Origin of the sequence: Tahibacter caeni (assembly GCF_024609805.1) — a bacterium.
Classification (GTDB): Bacteria; Pseudomonadota; Gammaproteobacteria; order Xanthomonadales; family Rhodanobacteraceae; genus Tahibacter; species Tahibacter caeni.
The window spans coordinates 19,571-37,851 of the sequence record NZ_JANFVR010000009.1 but is presented as its reverse complement, the minus strand read 5'-3'; the positions used below and the strand labels follow the sequence as shown (position 1 = coordinate 37,851).

At 65.9% G+C, this 18,281-nt stretch carries 17 protein-coding genes; 8 read left to right on the top strand and 9 right to left on the bottom strand.

Annotation, left to right across the window (positions count from 1 at the left end):
- From NON22_RS01810 to rph, 5 genes are all read right to left on the bottom strand, one after another.
- A partial coding sequence (locus NON22_RS01810; protein ID WP_257385183.1) for a DUF1631 domain-containing protein occupies positions 1 to 774 on the bottom strand: 774 nt, incomplete at its 3' end.
- Positions 775 to 887: 113 nt separating this feature from the next.
- Positions 888 to 1,082 (bottom strand): CPXCG motif-containing cysteine-rich protein, encoded by a 195-nt coding sequence (locus NON22_RS01805; RefSeq protein ID WP_257385182.1) that lies wholly within the window; start codon positions 1,080 to 1,082, stop codon positions 888 to 890.
- A 93-nt stretch (positions 1,083 to 1,175) separates the two neighbouring features.
- The gene (hemW, locus tag NON22_RS01800; protein ID WP_257385181.1) at positions 1,176 to 2,333 is read right to left on the bottom strand and encodes a radical SAM family heme chaperone HemW; all 1,158 of its coding nucleotides are present in this window, start codon (positions 2,331 to 2,333) and stop codon (positions 1,176 to 1,178) included.
- Positions 2,330 to 2,947 (bottom strand): RdgB/HAM1 family non-canonical purine NTP pyrophosphatase, encoded by a 618-nt coding sequence (gene rdgB / locus NON22_RS01795; RefSeq protein WP_257385180.1) that lies wholly within the window; start codon positions 2,945 to 2,947, stop codon positions 2,330 to 2,332. The genes hemW and rdgB overlap by 4 nt, the downstream gene beginning before the upstream one ends.
- Positions 2,948 to 2,957: 10 nt before the next feature.
- Positions 2,958 to 3,686, bottom strand: coding sequence for a ribonuclease PH (gene rph, locus NON22_RS01790; RefSeq protein ID WP_257385179.1), 729 nt, complete (start codon positions 3,684 to 3,686; stop codon positions 2,958 to 2,960).
- 209 nt (positions 3,687 to 3,895) lie between these two features.
- Between rph and NON22_RS01785 the strand changes: the two genes are divergently transcribed.
- Positions 3,896 to 4,759, top strand: coding sequence for a YicC/YloC family endoribonuclease (locus NON22_RS01785; RefSeq protein ID WP_257385178.1), 864 nt, complete (start codon positions 3,896 to 3,898; stop codon positions 4,757 to 4,759).
- Positions 4,760 to 4,910: 151 nt separating this feature from the next.
- Here NON22_RS01785 and NON22_RS01780 read toward each other — a convergent pair whose 3' ends face one another.
- From NON22_RS01780 to NON22_RS01765, 4 genes are all read right to left on the bottom strand, one after another.
- A complete protein-coding gene (locus NON22_RS01780) occupies positions 4,911 to 9,413 on the bottom strand; it encodes an NACHT domain-containing protein (protein WP_257385177.1) in 4,503 nt (1,500 codons plus the stop codon).
- Between the two features lie 280 nt (positions 9,414 to 9,693).
- A complete protein-coding gene (locus tag NON22_RS01775; protein WP_257385176.1) occupies positions 9,694 to 10,029 on the bottom strand; it encodes a hypothetical protein in 336 nt (111 codons plus the stop codon).
- 569 nt (positions 10,030 to 10,598) lie between these two features.
- Positions 10,599 to 10,964, bottom strand: coding sequence for a DUF6683 family protein (locus tag NON22_RS24775; protein WP_306673589.1), 366 nt, complete (start codon positions 10,962 to 10,964; stop codon positions 10,599 to 10,601).
- A complete protein-coding gene (locus tag NON22_RS01765; RefSeq protein ID WP_257385174.1) occupies positions 10,965 to 11,582 on the bottom strand; it encodes a hypothetical protein in 618 nt (205 codons plus the stop codon). It lies immediately after the preceding gene.
- Between NON22_RS01765 and NON22_RS01760 the strand changes: the two genes are divergently transcribed.
- The 7 genes from NON22_RS01760 (at position 11,581) to NON22_RS01730 (ending at position 18,190) form a co-directional block, all read left to right on the top strand.
- Positions 11,581 to 14,064 (top strand): eCIS core domain-containing protein, encoded by a 2,484-nt coding sequence (locus NON22_RS01760; RefSeq protein WP_306673586.1) that lies wholly within the window; start codon positions 11,581 to 11,583, stop codon positions 14,062 to 14,064. The two genes, NON22_RS01765 and NON22_RS01760, sit on opposite strands and share 2 nt — an antisense overlap.
- 345 nt (positions 14,065 to 14,409) lie before the next feature.
- Positions 14,410 to 15,024 (top strand): guanylate kinase, encoded by a 615-nt coding sequence (gmk, locus tag NON22_RS01755; RefSeq protein ID WP_257385172.1) that lies wholly within the window; start codon positions 14,410 to 14,412, stop codon positions 15,022 to 15,024.
- A 77-nt stretch (positions 15,025 to 15,101) separates the two neighbouring features.
- Positions 15,102 to 15,932, top strand: a complete 831-nt coding sequence (locus tag NON22_RS01750; RefSeq protein ID WP_257385171.1) for an ABC transporter ATP-binding protein — start codon at positions 15,102 to 15,104, stop codon at positions 15,930 to 15,932.
- A complete protein-coding gene (mlaE, locus tag NON22_RS01745) occupies positions 15,929 to 16,699 on the top strand; it encodes a lipid asymmetry maintenance ABC transporter permease subunit MlaE (RefSeq protein WP_257385170.1) in 771 nt (256 codons plus the stop codon). Before NON22_RS01750 ends, mlaE begins: the two co-directional genes overlap by 4 nt.
- A 19-nt stretch (positions 16,700 to 16,718) precedes the next feature.
- Positions 16,719 to 17,231: an outer membrane lipid asymmetry maintenance protein MlaD gene (gene mlaD / locus NON22_RS01740; protein WP_257385169.1), complete on the top strand. Its 513-nt coding sequence runs from the start codon at positions 16,719 to 16,721 to the stop codon at positions 17,229 to 17,231.
- Between the two features lie 9 nt (positions 17,232 to 17,240).
- Positions 17,241 to 17,879: an MlaC/ttg2D family ABC transporter substrate-binding protein gene (locus NON22_RS01735; RefSeq protein ID WP_257385168.1), complete on the top strand. Its 639-nt coding sequence runs from the start codon at positions 17,241 to 17,243 to the stop codon at positions 17,877 to 17,879.
- Positions 17,879 to 18,190 carry an STAS domain-containing protein gene (locus NON22_RS01730; protein ID WP_257385167.1) on the top strand — a complete coding sequence of 104 codons (312 nt, stop codon included), beginning with the start codon at positions 17,879 to 17,881 and terminating at the stop codon, positions 18,188 to 18,190. The genes NON22_RS01735 and NON22_RS01730 overlap by 1 nt, the downstream gene beginning before the upstream one ends.
- Positions 18,191 to 18,281: the final 91 nt, after the last annotated feature.

The window sequence follows — 18,281 nt, the reverse complement described above, 5'->3', positions numbered from 1 at the left end:
CGCGTCGGTCGCGGCCGCCGGCGTCCTGCCGGCGCTTTCCGCGGCGGCGACGGTGGGCGCCGCGGCGCCGTAGCGCGGCCCGGTCTGCAGATGGCGCAGGATGCGCTTTTCGACGAGGTAGTCGTTGACGGCGCCGAACAGCACGCCGGCCTCGGCCATGCCGAGGCGGTCGAACTGGCGGTACAGCAGCAGCCGGTGCTCGATCGGGATGCCGAGGCCGGCGACCGAATAGCGCAGCGCCGCGCATATCCGCTGCGGCCCGAGCGGCAGGCTTTCGGCGTCCAGCGCCGGCGCGCCGGCCAGCACGCCGAAGCGGTGGCCGAGCGCATACAGCGCCTGGCTGTGGCGGATCTCGGCCTTGGTCGCGATTTCCTGCAGCGCGATGGTTTCCTCGAGGTCGCGCGTCTCGACGAGCGCAAGCTCCTGGAAACGCCTGGGCGTCGCGGCAGCGGCCGGCTTCGCGTCGAGCTCGGCCAGCGCGGATTCGAGGAACAGCATGAAGCGCGGAGCGACGTCGGCGCGGCCGCGCTTGACCTCGCGCAGCGACTCGAACACGGCGTGCTGGTCGTTGCTGCTGCGGGCCTTTTCGGCGAGCTTGAACAGCTGCTGCTCGTGCTCGTTGAGGCTCAGCGAGAGCCAGCGCTCGAACAGGCCGCCGGTCAGCGCGAGCACGCCTTCGAGCAGGCTGCGTACGCGCGCGGGCAGCGCGGGCCGCGCACTGAGGCTGACCAGACGAACCTCGCCGCTCGGCCGTGGCGCCGCTGCCGCATCCATGGATTGCATAACCGGCCCCTGATTTTCCGGTGCCTGGATTGTATGCCCGGCCGCCTTCCGTGGCGAAATCGCCGGATTCCGCACGCGTGAACTTTGTTTTCAGTCTCCGGGTTTCAGTCCTGGTCGCGGCGCGTGACGACATTTTCCAGCAGGCCGTCGGCGTCGACGCGGACGGTCACCGTGATCGGCCGGCAGCAGACTGCGCAGTCCTCGACGTAGACCTGGTCGCCGGCCGAGAGATCGACGCTGCCGTCGAAGGACTCGCCGCAGTACGGACAGTGCAGGCGGACGTATTCGAGTTCGAGCATGCGGCCTCCGGAGGCGGGCGGCCCGGCGGCGCCCTCGCCGCACAGTTGCGGGCTCGCGGCGGCCGCGTCAAGCGCTGCGGCGGATTGTGCGCGTCACGGCAGGAACGCCGCGATCACGTCGTTGAGGAAGCGCTTGCCGAGATCGGTGGGGCGCACGTGTCCGGCATCGACCTGCAGCCAGCCGCGCTGTTGCGCCTGGTCCAGCGCCGCGGCGATCCGCGTTTCCGGCAGGCCGCTGCGTTGCGCGAACAGCGCGCGCGGATAGCCGTGCTCCAGACGCAGCGCGTTGAGCATGAACTCGAACGGCAGCTGCTCGGCTGCGATCGCCTCGTCGGCGCCGACGCCGCGCGGCGTGCCGGCATGGCTCAGATAGGCTTTCGGCGCGCGGATCTTCCAGCGCCGCCGCACCCGGCCCGTGGCCGCGTCGCTGATCTTCGCGTGGGCGCCGGCGCCGATGCCGAGGTAGTCGCCGAACTGCCAGTAGTTGAGGTTGTGCGCGCTGCGCCGGCCCGGCCGCGCATAGGCCGAGGTCTCGTAATGCTCGAAGCCGGCCGCGGCGAGGCGCTGCTGACAGGCTTCCTGCATGTCCCAGGCCAGGTCGTCGTCGGGCAGCGGCGGCGGCGCATGGGCGAAGGCCGTGTTCGGCTCCAGGGTCAGTTGGTAGTGCGAGATGTGCGCCGGTTCCAGCGCGAGCGCCGCATCGACGTCGGCGAGCGCATCGGCCAGGGTTTGCTGCGGCAGCGCGTACATCAGGTCGAGATTGAAATTGTCGTAGCCGGCCGCGCATGCGAGCTCGACGGCCGTGCGCACTTCGGCAGAGCTGTGGATGCGGCCGAGGCGGACGAGCTTGTCGTCGTCGAAGCTTTGCACGCCGAAGCTCAGGCGATCGACGCCGGCGCGGCGGTAGTCCTCGAAGCGGCCGTGCTCGACCGTGCCGGGATTGGTCTCCAGGGTGATCTCGGCGGCTTCGGCGAACGCGAGGCGAGCCTGCACGCCGTCGAGGATCGCGCCGATCGCGGCCGGCGAAAACAGGCTTGGCGTGCCGCCGCCGAAGAACACGCTGACGAGCGGCCGGCCGGCGGTCGCGGCGGCGTAGTCGCGCAGGTCCTGATCCAGGTCGGCCAGCAGCGCGGCGACGTACTCGGCCTCGGGCAAGCCTTGCGGCGCCGTATGCGAATTGAAGTCGCAGTACGGGCATTTGCGCACGCACCAGGGGATGTGCACGTACAAAGCGAGCGGCGGCGCGATCACGGCAGGACGGCGTGGTGGCGGCGTTCGTCGTGCAGCCGCTGCAGCAGGGCCTGCAGGGCCAGGCCGCGGTGGCTGATCCGGTTCTTGTCCGCGTGATCGAGCTCCGCCGCCGACAGGTCGAGGCCTTCGGGCAGGAACAGCGGGTCGTAGCCGAAGCCGCCGGCGCCGCGCGGCGCATGCAGCACGCGGCCGTACCAGCGGCCTTCGGCGATCAGCGGCGACGGGTCCTGCGCATGCCGCAGCAAGACGAGGCAGCAGTAGAAATACGCGCCGCGCTGCGCGTCCGCGACGTTCGCGAGTTCGGTCAGCAGGCGTGCGTTGTTCGCGGCATCGTCGCCGTGGCGGCCGGCGTAGCGGGCCGAGTACAGCCCCGGCGCGCCGGCCAGCGCGTCGACGCAGAGGCCCGAGTCGTCGGCCAGCGCGGGCAGGCCCGTCGCCTGCGCCGCATGGCGCGCCTTGATCAGCGCGTTCTCGACGAAGGTCAGGCCGGTCTCGGCCACGTCGGCGACGCCGAAATCGGCCTGCGGCGCGACGTCGAGATCGAGGCCGGCGAGCATCGCGCGGAGTTCGGCCAGCTTGCCGCGGTTGCCGCTCGCGAGCACGACGGTGCGCATGCGGCGGCGCTCAGTCCGTCAGCGCGGCGCGCTGCGCGGCGACGAGTTCGGCGACGCCCTTGCCGGCCAGTGCCAGCATGGCCTGCAGTTCCTCGCCGCGGAACGCATGGCCTTCGGCCGTGCCCTGCAGCTCGATGAAGCCGCCGCCGTCGTTCATGACCACGTTCATGTCGGTGTCGCAGTTCGCATCCTCGGCATAGTCGAGATCGAGCACCGGCGTGCCCTTGACGATGCCGACCGAGACTGCGGCGATCGCGCCGAAGATCGGGTCTTTCTTGATCAGCCGGCGCGCCTGGAGCGAACGGATCGCGTCGACGAGCGCGACGTAGGCGCCGGTGATCGCGGCGCAGCGCGTGCCGCCGTCGGCCTGCAGCACGTCGCAGTCCAGGGTGATCGTGCGTTCGCCGAGCGCGGCGCGGTCGATGCAGGCGCGCAGGCTGCGCCCGATCAGGCGTTGGATCTCCATCGTGCGGCCGCCCTGGCCGCCGCGGGCGGCCTCGCGCTGGGTGCGCTCCTTGGTCGCGCGCGGCAGCATGCCGTATTCGGCCGTGACCCAGCCCTCGCCCTTGCCGCGCAGGAACGGCGGTACTTTTTCCTCGACGCTCGCGGTGCAGAGCACGCGCGTGTCGCCGCAGGCGATCAGCACGGAACCTTCGGCATGGCAGGTGTAGCGGCGTTGCAGGGACAGCGGGCGCAACTGGTCGGGCGCACGGCCCGAGGGGCGCTGGAAGGAGCTCATTGGGAATCTCTGGACGGTCGGAATACGGTTTTGACGGTGCGGCCCCGGCATCGGGGACTGCGCTCATCCGCCGGCGCAGGCAGGTAGGGAGCCAGGCAGGGCAGGTGAGCGCTGCCGCGGACACCCGTCCCGGCCCTCGCGCGGCGGAAGTTTGGGGAAAGCGGGCGCGGAGTTTACCATTGCCGCCCTTTTTCCCGACCGGGACCGCCATGATCCGCAGCATGACCGCGTATGCCAGCGCCGAAAGCACCACCCCGCTCGGCCTGTTGTCCTGCGAGCTGCGTTCGGTCAACCACCGCTATCTCGAGCTGAGCCCGCGGCTGCCCGAGGAACTGCGCGCGCTGGAATCGCAGTTGCGCGAGCGCGTCGCGGCCAAGCTCACGCGCGGCAAGGTCGACCTCGGCATGCGCCTGCGCAGCAGCGGCGCCGCCGCATCCGGGCTGCAGCTGAACGAACCGCTGCTCGGCCAGCTGGCCCAGGCCGCCGCGCAGCTCGCGCCGCGGTTTCCCAACCTCTCCGTCGACTTCGTGGGCCTGCTCGGCGTCGACGGCGTGATGGTCAAGCCCGAGGTCGACCAGAGCGAGCTGCACGCGGACGCACTGGCCCTGCTCGACCGGGCGCTCGACGACATGGTCGCCACGCGCCTGCGCGAAGGCGAGCGCCTGGCCGGCTTCATCGCCGAGCGCCTCGACGGCATCGCCGCGATTGTCGTCCAGGTGCGCGGCTGGCTGCCGGAGATCCGCGCGGCGCTGCGCCAGAAGCTCGAAACCAAGCTCGCCGACTTCCGCCAGGGCACCGACGCGACGCGGCTCGAGCAGGAACTCGTGCTGCAGCTGTCGCGCATCGACGTCGACGAGGAGCTCGACCGCCTCAGCGCGCACCTGGCCGAGGCGCGCCGCATCCTCAAGCTCAGCGACGCGAACGGCCGCCGCCTCGATTTCCTGATGCAGGAATTCAATCGCGAGGCGAATACGCTGGGCTCCAAGTCCGTCGACCAGCGCACGACCCAGGCCGCCGTCGAGCTCAAGGTGCTCATCGAGCAGATGCGCGAGCAGGTGCAGAACATCGAATAAGGCTTCCGGGGGCATGCCGTCCCCCGCGAGACCTTGTGAGTCGGTAGTTCGGTGTAGTGTTTGGTGTCAGGTGCTGCCGACGCCGCCTGCACGTTCACGCATGTGCGGAGTGTTGCGAAACCGTCGCCGTTTGCGTGCGCCAGGACGAGCGCTAAGGACGCTCCGCATCCTTGAGCCAGCCATCGAGCGAGCGCATGCCCAGCCGCAGAAGCGCATCCTGTACTGCGACAACGCGAGACAGGAATTGCCCTTGATCGGACAATTCTCGTTCCTCTGCCTCCCGGAACAGGGCCGTCATCAATTTCGCATACGGCGCTCCATCCCACCTATCCAGTTGGGCCGAATACTCCAATATCGTTTCGATCGCTGCCAGCGCACACTCGGGGTCCGTAATCCCAATCGAAACCAACCAGATTCCGACTCCGTGTACATCCCGATTACGCGCCGCTTCCCTGCGGGCAACTGCACTGAAGTACGACTTGATCAGCGTCGGATCGATGGGGTGTCCCGTGGAGTTCGAGAATAACCTGGACATCTTGCCCAGAACCTTATCCTTGTCTTTCGCGCCTTCGAGAGAGGCGAGAAGCCCCTGAGTGCAGGACTCGCGCAGCCTTGGCTCATTCAGATTCGCAGCAAATATGGATGCAGCCCCGGCCCATACGTCGTCGAGACCGATTTCACGCAGGTCCGCCATGAGAACGTCGAACGGGATATGTCCGGCCAGGCAGCTGAGGGCACTGATCCGGCTCCAGAGCTCGAGCGCCTCCGGGCTCCGATCGGCACGAAGAATGGACAGGTAACCGCTGACGATGGGAAATCGTTGGTGATAGTTGTAGTAGAGGCAGTTGTACGCATGCTTCCAGGACTGCGCATCGCCAATCAACAATGCGCGGTCGAATAGCGTCCACCCCAGCTCCTGGTGGTGGTAAAGGACGAACGGAAGCGATCGCAATACCAGCGCACGGACGGAAGGATGCGGATCCGAGGCGCATCGCTTGAGCACTTCGACAAGCAGCGCCGGAAGGACTCGTGCGGACTCCAGTCTCCCGTTCGCCAAGGTAAAGGCCGCTTCAGCCGCCACGCCTCGCGTACTATTGATGGCGACCATCAGGCGATCGTTGACATCCTCCCTGTCCGGACCGGGGTCGTCGGAACTCAAGCATCCCAGGAGAAGGAAGGTAATCCGTTCGCAATCCTCATCCGATTCAAGGACACCAGAGGCTGCCTGCAGGATGGTGGCCATGTCGCGCCTTCCGACCCAGAAGTCGTAGCGCAACTCCAGTTGACGCACCAGCCAATCCGCTACTACTGACCCCTCAGGCTCTTCGATCGCAGACCATTGCTGGGGCTTGCCCAGGTTGCCGAAGCGATAACGCAACTGAGTGGCAATTCCGGCGAGGATGGCTTCGGCGTACTCCGGATCGAGGTCTGCGCCTGCTGCTTCGTAGAAGCGCATGAATCGCGTCGGCTGCCGGCTGGCCGCCTCCTGTACTTCCCGCACGACATGATCGGCACCTCCAACCAAGCCGTCGACGCCGCTTATTTCCCATCTGTCCCTGTCGGGTGATCTCAGCGAAAAGTGCCGGAGAAGGCGCAATAACCCGTCATCCGAAAGCTCGAGCAGGAATTCATGGGGGACCGGTGACCGAACCCATCCGCCTGAAGATTCGATAGCCGGAGAGCGACTGAATGAACCTGCCAAGGTTTCAGCGTGATCAATGACGGCTTGGGTTGCTTGCGTGCGAAAGCAGGTCGGAATGTGCGCAAGAAGTTCCCGTCGCGCGAGAATGACCCAGTCGGGCAGGTTACCGTCATGATCCCGATAGTCGTCATCGACAGACCTCGCCAGTATCTGGATTTCCTCTTGTTGCTCCGGCGACAGATAAGGAAAGGTCGCGTTCAGCAAGAGTCCGACTTCCCACCGGAAGCGATGGTAGTTGAGCGTGACTCCGTCACGCAGCAGCGCCGACGCATCCGCGATATGTAATTCCGGGTTCTCTGTAAAGACCTGGATCGCGAAGTAACGCAAGGCGGCATCGCGGCTGTTTCGGAAGCGGTTGACGTTCCTTTGCCACCACGGCGTGCGCAGGGCGGCGTGGTACTTGCAGGCAGTTTCGAGGGCGGAGAGCAGAATGTTCAAGCCGTCGACATGATGCATGTCCCGTGCGGAATGAACGCGATCATGGCTCGTTTCGCGGAGAAATCCCTCTGTCAATTCCCTGGCGGCCTCGTAAGAACGCCTTCGCTGTTCCGACCAGGTCTCGACGTCGTCCATCGCCAAGTCCAGAAGGGCTTCGGACAACTGCATGCGCTGACTAAGGTAGTCATCACGCATGAAAGTGTGCGAATCACACTCCAGTTTTTGGCCGAATTGGATGTCGTCAATGTCTTCCGGATCGACGCGTCTTGTGATGTAGCGCCACAGGAGATCGTCGTTCGCGTCGGTAGCGGAAACCCATTTAGACAATGGTTTTCCCAGGCTGCCGTGATCATTCTCCTTGTCTGCGATGAGTCGCTCGAACACTTCGCGCAATCCTGGTGCCTGCCAGTTGGAGAATTTCTCGAGAAGATGCGGCGATATCCAGCGCAGCTGCTGCTGATCGACCCATGTCCAGTCGAAAGCCTGTTTCCATATGTCGATGAAGCGATCGGAAAAATCCTCCGACGCCGCCATGCGCTCCATGAGGCGGACCAGCCAAGGTCCGTCCTGGTTTCGTATCAGCAGATCGAGCCAATGTGCGTGAAAGAAGTCGAGCCATGCTGCCCCGCCGGCGTTCACGTAGAACGCGTTGAACAGGGTCGGATTGCTCGTATAGAGATGGCGGAAGAGCGGCCAGTCGTCCGCGGTGGGAGCCATCTCGGCAAAGGACTCCACGACAAGGCGGCGAAGGTGGAAGGCAATATCGTCGGCATCTACGACCTCACGCACCTGCCGCCGGAATCCGGCAATATCGTCCATTCGCAAAGAGAATAGGAATGAACGAACGGTAGGCCGTATGAAAGGAGCTGCGGCCCGCGTCCGGATGAATGCTGCCAGTGTTTCGCCGTTGGCTTTGGCATGTGCCACTGCAAGCGCGTCCAGCAGCGTCTGGTGAGCGAACGAAAGTCCGCGCTGGTGGGTTTCGACCAGTACGCCAGCGCTGAGCAGTGGGCGAACGATCTCCTGTGGAATGCGCGAACTGGCCAGCGGAATGTCCAGGCGCCGGTTGTCGAGCATCCATCGGGAGGCTTCCATGATGGAAATCATCGCCGCATCCCCGAGCATCGGAGAGTCGCGCACGACGCGTTGCAAGTACTGTTCGGTCAACTCCTGGCCGGTCCTGGCGATCGGCACGGATCCCGTCTTCACGATGTCGTGGAAAATCGCCAGCAACCGGGGGGTTCGGAGCAGTTCACGCGTGTCAGCTGAAATCTGATCTGGCTCGATGCCGATGCCGGCGACGAGGGGCGATACATCCTTGTCCCAGTCCAGAAGTTCTATCTCTATGGTTTCGCCCCAATCCCTGTCGGACAATCGACCGTCGTACTTGATGTCGAAGGATCGGCAGGCGGCGATCACCGTCACGTTGGGAATCAGTCGCAAGCGGTCGATCAGCGACAGCGCGAAAGACAGTGTGAGGTGATCCCGGGCAATCGACAGGACATCGATCGAGTCGATCAGGACAACGACGTGGCGAGTTTCGGACAGGCGTGCGACATCGCTCACGAGCGATTTCGGAAACCCCAGTGCTTCGCGCTCGTCTGCCTCCCTCGCGGCGGCGAACTCCCTGGCCTGAATGAAGACAGGCAGAGCGCCGGACTCCTGCTCCAGGTATTCAAGGACAGAGAGCAGTGCGCAGGACTTGCCCACACCCGGCCCGGCCGAGAGCAGCAAGCAAGGCGGCTTGTGTCGGATGCGCTCCAGCAGCTCGCCCACCACGGGCCGTGACAGCTGGCTATTGCCGATCTTGCGCTGCCAACTCCGGCCGATCTGCGACAACTGGGATAGCGAGCGGACGGCTTCCTGATCCGCAATAGGCAAACAGAATTCGACCCCGCCGCCGTGAAGCAGTTGATGAAGTTCCTGCCGATCGAGTTTATGTGGCGAAATCGTCAGGTCGCCTTGTTGGGTCTCCCGGCGTGAGATCGCATCGATGCGCGTCTTGATGCAGTCGAAGGCGGTTTCTGCGTGTGCGACATGCAGACGGAGCTGTCCAATGAGGTCGCTTCTGAATCGCTGCGGGTTTATGGTTTCGAAGTCCAGTCGACGAAGGAATTCGAGCAGGTCCGCGTGATTTCCCGCCTGCGCGTCGTAAGAGACCACCTTGCACGCGACGTCCTTCAGCTCTGCAGTCAAAGAACGCTCGAAGGCTTCTGGTGTAGGTTGTGTCGTCGCGTACTCTTTGAGCTTGGCGATATCGCCAAAATCGTTTCGCGAGATGAACAGGAGTCGCGCCGAAGGATCGCGTCGCCATTGGGTCCACGCCTTCTTCAGTTCATCTGCCAGATCCCCCAGGGACCAAGCCCTGAAATCCGTTTGATTCTTCTTTGCCTGAACGTAGAGCGTCGAATTGTTGTAGCGAACAATGACGTCATCGACAAGGGCGGGATTGCCGGAGGGGTCCAGTGACGTGGCATCCACTTCGATCTCGCACAATTCGGGCGTATAGATCATTGCGACCGCATATCGGGTTGCGACGAGGCCCTGAAAGGAATCTCCTTGCGACGAGCGAACCCCTGCAATGCTCAATTGAAAGCCCTCCGTCCGGCTCGACATGCGGTTCCTAAGACAGGAAGTGTTGACCTGGTCGCGGCATCGCGCTGCGCAGTGCGAATCACGTGGGTAACGTCTGGCCAGTTCGCTGCGCGTTCCCCGAAGGCAGGCTCGGGCTCGCAGTTGAAGATGACGCGCATACGCGGCGACTGCATGGCGGATTTGCGCGCGCTGACCGGGCTCAGCCCCGTCCGCCCATGCACTCGTGCAGCCTGTCGCGCGCCTTCAGGCCGCTGTACCAGTCCATGAACAGCACGCGCTTGCACTTGATCTCCAGGGTGAAGAAGAGCCGGTCGATCATGTTGTCGATCAGCGCAGCAGCGGTCGGTACGGCCAGGGCGATGGCGCCGTAGTCCAGGTCTTCCTGGGTGTAGTTGAACGCGCGCACCGTCTGGGGCATGTTGTCGTCGGACTGTGTCAGGCTGACCTCGATCATGTGCGGCTTGGCGGGCTTGGGAATGTCCAGCCCCCAGAAAGTCAGCAGTGCTCCGGTGTATTCGCCACTCGGCCCCGGCACGCGAGCCAGGCCCGCTGCGTTGGTGAAGACGGCGGCGTAATATTCGCCGGCGTGCGTGCCGCGACGTTCCCGGTAGAAGTCCCATTTGCCGTCGATGATCGGCGCGTAGCGCGGGTGCTTTTTGAGTTCTTCGATTCACCCGAGGATGCTCAGTTCGGTCCTTTGGATATCCATCAGCGAGCTGATGCCCGCCTGGACCGGATCGGTACGCGGTTGTTCCGGCGGGGCCTCCTGGGCGCTGCATCACCGCCGTTCGCAGCGCCCGGTATCGGCGCGCAGCCGACGACCCCACGACCACCGGTAGGGTAACAGCCCGGCGGGCAGGTTCCGCTCTCGGCATGCACTGGGCTCGCCGCCCCGACACCGAGGAAAAGTGCGGCAGCGGGAAGCAGCGAAGCGGCGTCGCACGAGGGAATCATTCATGGCTGCGGCATCTCGGGAAGGCCTGAGTACATCGATGCGCAGACCATACCAGCGAATGGAAAGACGTCGCCAGGCGATGCATCGGGCCCTGGTGCGAGACGGCCGCCGCCCGGGTTGCGCATGGTGCATTCGCCGAGGTGCCTGGACTACAACATTTTCGCCAGTGCCTGGGGCTCGGTGTTCAGCAGTTTGCGGCTGAAGTCCGCGGCCAGCGTCCTGGCCTTGTCGACCTCGGCGGCGTCGCCCTGCTGTTTCCCGTCGATGTAGAACAGCAGCTGCAGGCCGGCGCAGGTGACCAGCGAGTTGTACAGCGCGGTCTTGTTCCTGGCCGAAGCTATGGCCAGGTCCGGCGATTGCACCAGCGTCGCCTCGAGCGCAGCGAACAGGTTGTCCTGCGCGGTGCCGCTCGGTTCCTTGTCGGCGTATATCGTGCTGGTGGCGATGATGAAGAACGCCAGCGCGCCGGCGACGTTGTCGTTCCACCCCTTGCCTGCGTACTTCTGCTCGAACAGCTACTTGTCGGCAGTGACGTGCTGCAGCATCTGCTGCCGTTCCTGCGCCGTGCTGCCGAGGCCGTCGGCGACCTTCTGCAGCGAATCGTCGTCGGCGACCGGCGTGAACTTCGCCGAAGCCGCAGTCGTCGTGGCGGGAGCGGCGCTCGTCGCCGTCGGGCCGACCTCGTATTTCGGATATTTCGCGCAGACGTTCGGCAGCTTCTCGTGCTTCTTCAGCGCGCTGTCGCAGATCGCCGTCTCGATGATCTGGTTCTGGATCGCACTGTTGACGAGCCATTGCTGCGCATGTGTCGCCGGGGCCGCCAGCGTGAAAAGCGCCGCTGCGGCACAGGACCCGTAAAAGATCGCTTGTCCATCAATGATCTGCGTCGTTGCGTCAAAGATCGCCGCCGCCGGACCTGGCCACAGCGCTCGCTCACGGCGTGACGTGGATGCGTCTGCCAGCCGCCGCGAGTCGAGCAGCGGCCGTGTCCGCAGGGTGTGGCGATCGCCCCGGCAGACTGCGGACGAGTCCGTTCGAGCCGGCACCCGCGGCGGCGCTTGAATATACTCGGCACGCAAGTCGCACCATTGCGCCAGTCCGGACCCCGATCCCGTCCTCAGGCGATCGACCATGCACGCATTCGCGCAGGATCGAAAGACAAGCCAGCACACGGCGACTGCCCGTCTCGAGCAGGAAGCCGATCGCATGGCAGCGCAGGTGACCGGTGCGCCGGAACCGCGGCGCCGGGGCTGTTCTTGCGGTGGCGGATGTCCCCGGTGCAGTGCCGGGCGCGCACCGCAATCCCTGGCGACGATTCGTGCGCAGGACGCGGAACCGGCGCATGCGCCGGCCATCGTCCGCAAGGTACTGCGCGCTCCGGGCCGGCCGCTCGATCCGGCGACACGGAACGTCATGGAGCCGCATTTCGGCCGCGACTTCTCCGGAGTGCGGATCCACACCGGCGCCGATGCGCAGCAGTCGGCACAGGAACTCGACGCGCGCGCCTACACCCTGGGCAACGACATCGTGTTCGGTGGAGAAGGCTATTCGCCGCAGACGCCGCAGGGGCGCGGTCTGCTCGCGCACGAACTGACGCATGTCGTGCAGCAGTCGATCGGGCAGGGGCCGGGCGCCGCAGCGATCCAGCGCAAACCCCGGAGCGCGGCACCGCTGCGGATCGACGTTCCAGAACTCGCGGCCGGCGAAACGTATACGCCGACGGCGAAATATCCCTGGCAGAACGAGGTGCTGCGCGAATCCATCTATCCCTACCGGGACGAGATGCTTTCGTTCTTCCTCCAGCTCTACGAGGAGCTGGATCTCCGCAAGGATCCGAGCAAGGCGCCCGAAGCGGATGCCGACGAAATCCGCGCCGAGCGGGCGAGGGTGACGGCCCGGCAGAACGCGGTGAACGACCGGCTCAAGGAAATGCTGAAGCGGCGGGTCAGCAAGGAGTCGATGGCGTGGAGGCAGGCGTCCCAGGAATGGATCCTGCTGCGGGACAACCTGCGTTATCTGCCCGATCCGGACAAGAAACCGTCGCCGGCCGTTGCGCGCGAATCGCGAATCCGCTGGGCCGCCTACAAATACGCACGCCTGGGCGCGCAGGGCACGCCGCTGACGCACGACGAACGGCTGGGCAAGGTGCTCGACCGCTTCGATGCCGATGCGGGTTTCGCGAAATATCCGGAATGGCTGCGCTACATGGTCCTGCACCTGTCCGGCATGCGCTACGCGAGCGCGCATGGGTCCTGGGCTCCGGCGGTGTCGCTGATCAGCCTGCTGAAGCAGGATGAAGTGAGAAGCTCTGTGGGCAGGATGTCCGGGGGCACGCTGTCGGCGAAGCTCGCGGAGTCCGCTGCCGAGATCGAGCGCGAGCGCGCCGCGCTCGACCCGCGCAGGGACAAGCGGCGCATCCGGGTCCTGGATGCCTGGCACAAGGCATTCGCGCGACAGAAGCAGGATTTCGACATGCTTCTCGGCGACGCCGCTTCGCCGGATGCCAAGCGCTACGCCGAGCTCGCGCGCATCGGCGACATGCGCGCCGGGATCGAGCGAAAACTGGATGTCGAGAAGGATCCCCGGCAGTACGCGGTCCTGCTCGAGCTCCTCGAAGGCATGTACGAGGCCGAAGCGCGCCTCGAGATGGAACTGGGCTCCAAGCTCGGGAAGATCCGCGCCGTCGAGGAGCGCTCGCGCGCGACCTTGATCGAACACCTGATCGATAAAGCGCTGGCCGCGCTGCCGAAGGACGAATACGAAGCCCTCGCCGTCCTGCAGAAGATGCAGGATGCGGGTTCGCTGCCCGTGTTCGTCTGGCGCGAGATCGTTCGCCGGACGCCGCTCAAGCACGACAAGGCCAACGCCGACTGGGAGAAGCGCACCGACGCCGAGCTGGAGTCGATGAATCGCAGCGACGAGTCGACCCGGCGCTGGAAGGAGATCCTGAAGCAGTGGCTGACCAACAGCACGGTCTGGCGCGAGAAGGTCGATGCCGACCTGTCGCTCGTGACGATCCAGGCGGTCTGCGACCAGATCGCGGAAATGTCGCAGCGCGCCCGCGGCCAGAAACCCACTCCGGGCATCGGCCAGAAAGCGGCGTGGTTCGCGTCGACCGGATCGTTCCAGGCGCTGGACCGCGTCGACCAGCTCAAGCCCGGAGCGAGCCTGGTATTCCTGGAATGGACCACGGTGAAACCCAAGGAGCCTGTGCACATCGTGCGTCACGACCGCGGCTACGCGCTTCGCAACGAGGACAAGACCACATTGGCGGACGGGACCGTCGACACGAACGGCTGGACCTACCATTTCGACGCCGACGGCACCGTGCGTCGTTCCCGGGACAGCGTCGTCGGCACGTCGGCCGATCCCGCCCAGCCGCCGCCGACCTATCGCTTCGAGCAATGGATGAGCTGGAAGCACGAGGCGGTCGTCGTCGAAACCGATGAAAGCCACGGCCGTATCATCATGTTCGAGACCGGTCCGATCGGTCTGCGGGTGCGTTCGGTCAAGGGCACGGTCGGCGCCTGGGATACCTACGTCGGCGTCGCTCCCGGCGGAAACGTCCGCGCCAACATCCAGCAGTTCCTCAAGGACACCCTGCCGGGGCGGTAGTGCCGGCGCCTGCGGGCGCTGCGATGATCAGCGCTGGCCGGACGACGGGCTCGCGACACGGCGCAGCCCTTCGGTCGCCGGCGGCAGGCCCGGCGGAAATCCACTGCTCCCGCACCGGAACAGCCCCGCGCAGTGCCCTCCTTGAAAGTCCGGGGCCTCTGCTAGACTCCGCGGTCCCGCAGCCGGCGGGATGGCTCGCCGGATCGAACCCGAGATGCCTCAGGCGCGCCTGGCCAGCCTCGGAGAAGTCGCGGTGGATCGCTGAGGGGTCGAGGGAAAGTCATGCCGGATCAGTCAGTTGTGTTCTGCCCTCGCGGGCGCGTCCAGAACCTCGGGTAGGTCACGATGCCCGGCACCCTGTTCATCGTCGCGGCGCCTTCGGGAGCGGGCAAGTCCAGCCTGGTCAACGCGCTGCTCGAACGCGAGCCCGGCATCGTGCTGTCGATCTCGCACACGACGCGGCCGCCGCGGCCGAACGACAAGGACGGCATCCACTATCACTTCGTCAAGCGCGCCGAGTTCGAGCTGCTGATCGACAAGGGCGCGTTTCTCGAGCATGCCGAGGTATTCGGCAATCTCTACGGCACCTCGCGCGCGACCGTCGCCGAGCGCTTCGCCGCCGGCCACGACGTACTGCTCGAAATCGACTGGCAGGGCGCCCAGCAGGTACGGCAGAAGCTGCCCTGCGTCAGCATCTTCATCCTGCCGCCGTCGCGCGAGGAACTGTTGCGCCGGCTGCGCTCGCGCGGCTCCGACAGCGAGGCGGTGATCGCGCGGCGCACGGCCGAGGCCCGCGCCGAGATGGTCCATTGTCGCGAGTTCGACTACATCATCGTCAACGACGACTTCGCGACCGCGCTGGCGGAACTGCAGGCCATCGTGACGAGTCAGCGTCTGCGCAGCGAAAAGCAGCTCGTGCGACACGAGGCGCAGATCGCCGATCTGCTGAAACAGGACTGAATGCGCCCGCTTCCGCCGCCGCCGGGCATGGCTTAAGGTAGCGCGGTTTGTCCCGACCGAATCCCGCCGGCCCTCCGATGAGCGAAGTTTCCCCAGCGTCAACCGATGCGCTCGTCCGCATCCGCGGGCTGCATACGCGGCTGGGCGCAAAAGTGATTTTTGACGGCGTCGATCTCGACATCCCGCGCGGCCGCGTCACCGCGGTCATGGGCCCGAGCGGCACCGGCAAGACCACGCTGCTGCGCCACATTACGGGCCAGCTCGTGCCGGACGCCGGCGAGATCGTCGTCGACGGACAGAATCTCGCGCGGCTCGACCGCGACGGTCTGTTCGAGCTGCGCGAGCGCATCGGCTACCTGTTCCAGAACTCGGCGCTGCTGACCGATTTCAGCGTGTTCGAGAACGTCGCGTTCCCGCTGCGTCAGCATGCGCGTCTGCCCGAAGAGCTGATCCGCAACATTGTGCTGCCGAAGCTGCAGGCCGTCGGCCTGCGCGGCGCCGCCGACCTGATGCCGGCGGAACTGTCCGGCGGCATGGCGCGCCGCGTCGCGCTGGCCCGCGCGATCGTGCGCGACCCGATGCTGCTGATCTACGACGAGCCGTTCGTCGGCCTCGACCCGATCGCGCTGAACCAGGTGCTCAAGCTGATCCGCGTGCTGAACCAGACCCTCGGCCTGACCAGCATCGTCGTGGCCCATGAGCTCTCGGCGGTGCGCCGCGTCGCCGACCACATCTATCTGCTCGCCGCCGGCAAGATCGCGGCCCACGGCGCGCCCGACGAACTCGTCCGCGGCGACACCGACTGGACGCGCCAGTTCTTCGGCGGCGAAGCCGACGGACCGGTGCCGTTCCATTATCCGGCGCGCGACTACGCGGCCGACCTCGGCTTCGCGCAGGTGAAAGCATGAGCGACAAACCCGCCCGCGGCAGCCTGATCGGCGACGGCCTCGCGCAGATCGGCGCGCTCGGTCTGTTCCTGCTGCAGGTCCTCGCGGCCGTGCCGCGCAGCCTGCGCTATTTCGCCGAGACCGTGCGCCAGGTCTTCTTCGTCGGCGCGATGAGCCTCGTCATCATCATGACCTGCGGCCTGTTCATCGGCCTCGTGCTCGGCCTGCAGCTCTACGACGTGCTGTCGCGCTTCGGCAGCACGGCCTCCGTCGGCACGGTCGTGGCGATCGCGCTGTACCGCGAGCTTGGCCCCGTCGTCACGGCGCTGCTGTTCGCCGGCCGCGCGGGCACGTCGATCACGGCCGAGATCGGCCTGATGCGCGCGACCGACCAGCTCGCGGCGATGGAGATGATGGCGGTCGATCCGCTGGCCTACGTCGTCGCGCCGCGCTTCCTCGCCGGCATCATCGCGATGCCGCTGCTCGCGAGCATCTTCAATGCGCTGGCGATTCTCGGCTCGCATGCAGTCGCGGTCAGCTGGCTCGGCCTGGACAACGGCACCTTCTGGTCCAACATGACCGGCGCCGTCGACGTCTGGACCGACGTCATGAACGGCGTCTGGAAGAGCGCCGTGTTCGGCGGCGTCGTCACCCTGGTCGCGACGTTCCAGGGCTATTCCACGGCGCCGACCAGCGAAGGCGTGGCGTATGCGACGACGCGCACGGTGGTCTATTCCTCGATTCTTACCCTCGCCATCGATTTCCTGATGACGGCGTTCCTGATGTGATGCGGCGCGAGTGATGCCAATGACCCAACGACGTTCCCACCAGATCGGCACCGGCCTTTTCATCCTGCTGGGCTTTGCGGCGCTCGCGTACCTCGCGACGCAGACCACGAGCCTGGCCAACTACCGGCAGGGCGCGACCTATGCGCTGAAGGCGCGCTTCACGAACGTCGGCCAGCTCAAGCTGCGCGCGCCGGTCAAGATCGCCGGCGTGCGCATCGGCAGCGTCAGCGGCATCCAGCTCGAGCCCGACCGGCTCGAGGCGCTCGTGACGCTCGCGGTCGACAAACGGTACGACCAGCTGCCCGACGATTCCGCGGCGGCGGTGTTCACCAGTGGTTTATTGGGCGATCAGTACGTTGCGCTGAAGCCGGGTGGGTCGCCGGAGATGTTCAAGGACGGCGACGAGATCATCCTGACGCAGAGTTCCATGCAGCTCGAAGAGCTGATCGGCAAATACCTCGTAGGCGGCGGCGACGCGCCGGGCGGCGACAAGTCCGCCAAGCCCGCAACCCCCGAACCCGAGACACATTGAGGTGAATCCATGAGCGTTTTGCGCAAACTGCTGCTGCTCGCCGCGCTGCTGCTGACGGCCTTCCCCGCGGTCCAGGCCGCTCCGGCCGATCCGAACGCCGTCGTGCAGGGCATCGCCGACGACCTCGGCAAGGCCCTCGAAGGACGCAAGGACGAATTGCGTAACGACCGCGACAAGCTGATCAAGCTGATCGACGGCATCGTCCTGCCGCATTTCGACATCGACTACGCGTCCATTCTCGTGCTCGGCCAGAACGCGCGCAGCGCGACCCCCGAGCAGCGCACGCGCTTCGCGAAGGCGTTCTACAACTCCATCGCTCACCGCTATGCCGAAGGCCTGCTCAACTACACGCGCGGCCGCATCGACATCTCGCCGTACAAGGGCGAACTCAACGACAAGCGTTCGCTGGTGCGCACCGAAGTCATCCTCGACGACGGCAAGCGGGTGCCGGTCGACTACGCGTTCCGCAAGACCAAGGACGGTGACTGGAAAGCCTACGACGTCATCATCGAAGGCATTTCCTACGTGACGAACTACCGCAACCAGGTCTCGGCGGAAATCGCGAAGTCCAGCCTCGACGAGCTGATCACGCGCCTGGAGACCCAGGGCGACAAGGCGCTCGAAAGCCTCGAGAAGAACGCCAAGTAATGAGCGCCGCCGCGCAACTGCAGCTGTCCGCTCCGGCGCCGGGCGTGCTCGCGATGTCCGGCGCCCTGGTCTTCGCGACGGCGGCGCGAGCCCTGGCCGAAGCACGTCCCGCGGTCGCCCGCGGCGACGTGACCACACTGGATCTGGCCGGCGTGACCGCCGCCGACAGCGCCGGACTGGCCGTGCTGATCGCATTGCGCCGCGCCGGCCGCGCGCGCGGCGTCGACGTCGCGATACGGGCGTTGCCGCCGACCTTGCGCGCACTGGCCCAGCTCGGCGAAGTCGAGGAACTGCTCGGACTGAGCGCCTAGCCTGTCGCGGCGAAGGACGCGCGCCGACGATCGGCAGCGCGGAAATCCTCTGTTCCCGAGTCACCGCTGCGCCCCGAGCGCAGCGGATCCG

Bases quoted from the DNA above. Each gene is read 5' to 3' on its own strand.
- NON22_RS01805 (WP_257385182.1), bottom strand. From the start codon at position 1,082: ATGCTCGAACTCGAATACGTCCGCCTGCACTGTCCGTACTGCGGCGAG.
- rdgB (WP_257385180.1), bottom strand. From the start codon at position 2,947: ATGCGCACCGTCGTGCTCGCGAGCGGCAACCGCGGCAAGCTGGCCGAA.
- rph (WP_257385179.1), bottom strand. From the start codon at position 3,686: ATGAGCTCCTTCCAGCGCCCCTCGGGCCGTGCGCCCGACCAGTTGCGC.
- NON22_RS01785 (WP_257385178.1), top strand. From the start codon at position 3,896: ATGATCCGCAGCATGACCGCGTATGCCAGCGCCGAAAGCACCACCCCG.
- NON22_RS01780 (WP_257385177.1), bottom strand. From the start codon at position 9,413: ATGATCTATACGCCCGAATTGTGCGAGATCGAAGTGGATGCCACGTCA.
- NON22_RS01760 (WP_306673586.1), top strand. From the start codon at position 11,581: ATGCACGCATTCGCGCAGGATCGAAAGACAAGCCAGCACACGGCGACT.
- NON22_RS01765 (WP_257385174.1), bottom strand. From the start codon at position 11,582: ATGGTCGATCGCCTGAGGACGGGATCGGGGTCCGGACTGGCGCAATGG.
- gmk (WP_257385172.1), top strand. From the start codon at position 14,410: ATGCCCGGCACCCTGTTCATCGTCGCGGCGCCTTCGGGAGCGGGCAAG.
- NON22_RS01750 (WP_257385171.1), top strand. From the start codon at position 15,102: ATGAGCGAAGTTTCCCCAGCGTCAACCGATGCGCTCGTCCGCATCCGC.
- mlaE (WP_257385170.1), top strand. From the start codon at position 15,929: ATGAGCGACAAACCCGCCCGCGGCAGCCTGATCGGCGACGGCCTCGCG.
- mlaD (WP_257385169.1), top strand. From the start codon at position 16,719: ATGACCCAACGACGTTCCCACCAGATCGGCACCGGCCTTTTCATCCTG.
- NON22_RS01735 (WP_257385168.1), top strand. From the start codon at position 17,241: ATGAGCGTTTTGCGCAAACTGCTGCTGCTCGCCGCGCTGCTGCTGACG.
- NON22_RS01730 (WP_257385167.1), top strand. From the start codon at position 17,879: ATGAGCGCCGCCGCGCAACTGCAGCTGTCCGCTCCGGCGCCGGGCGTG.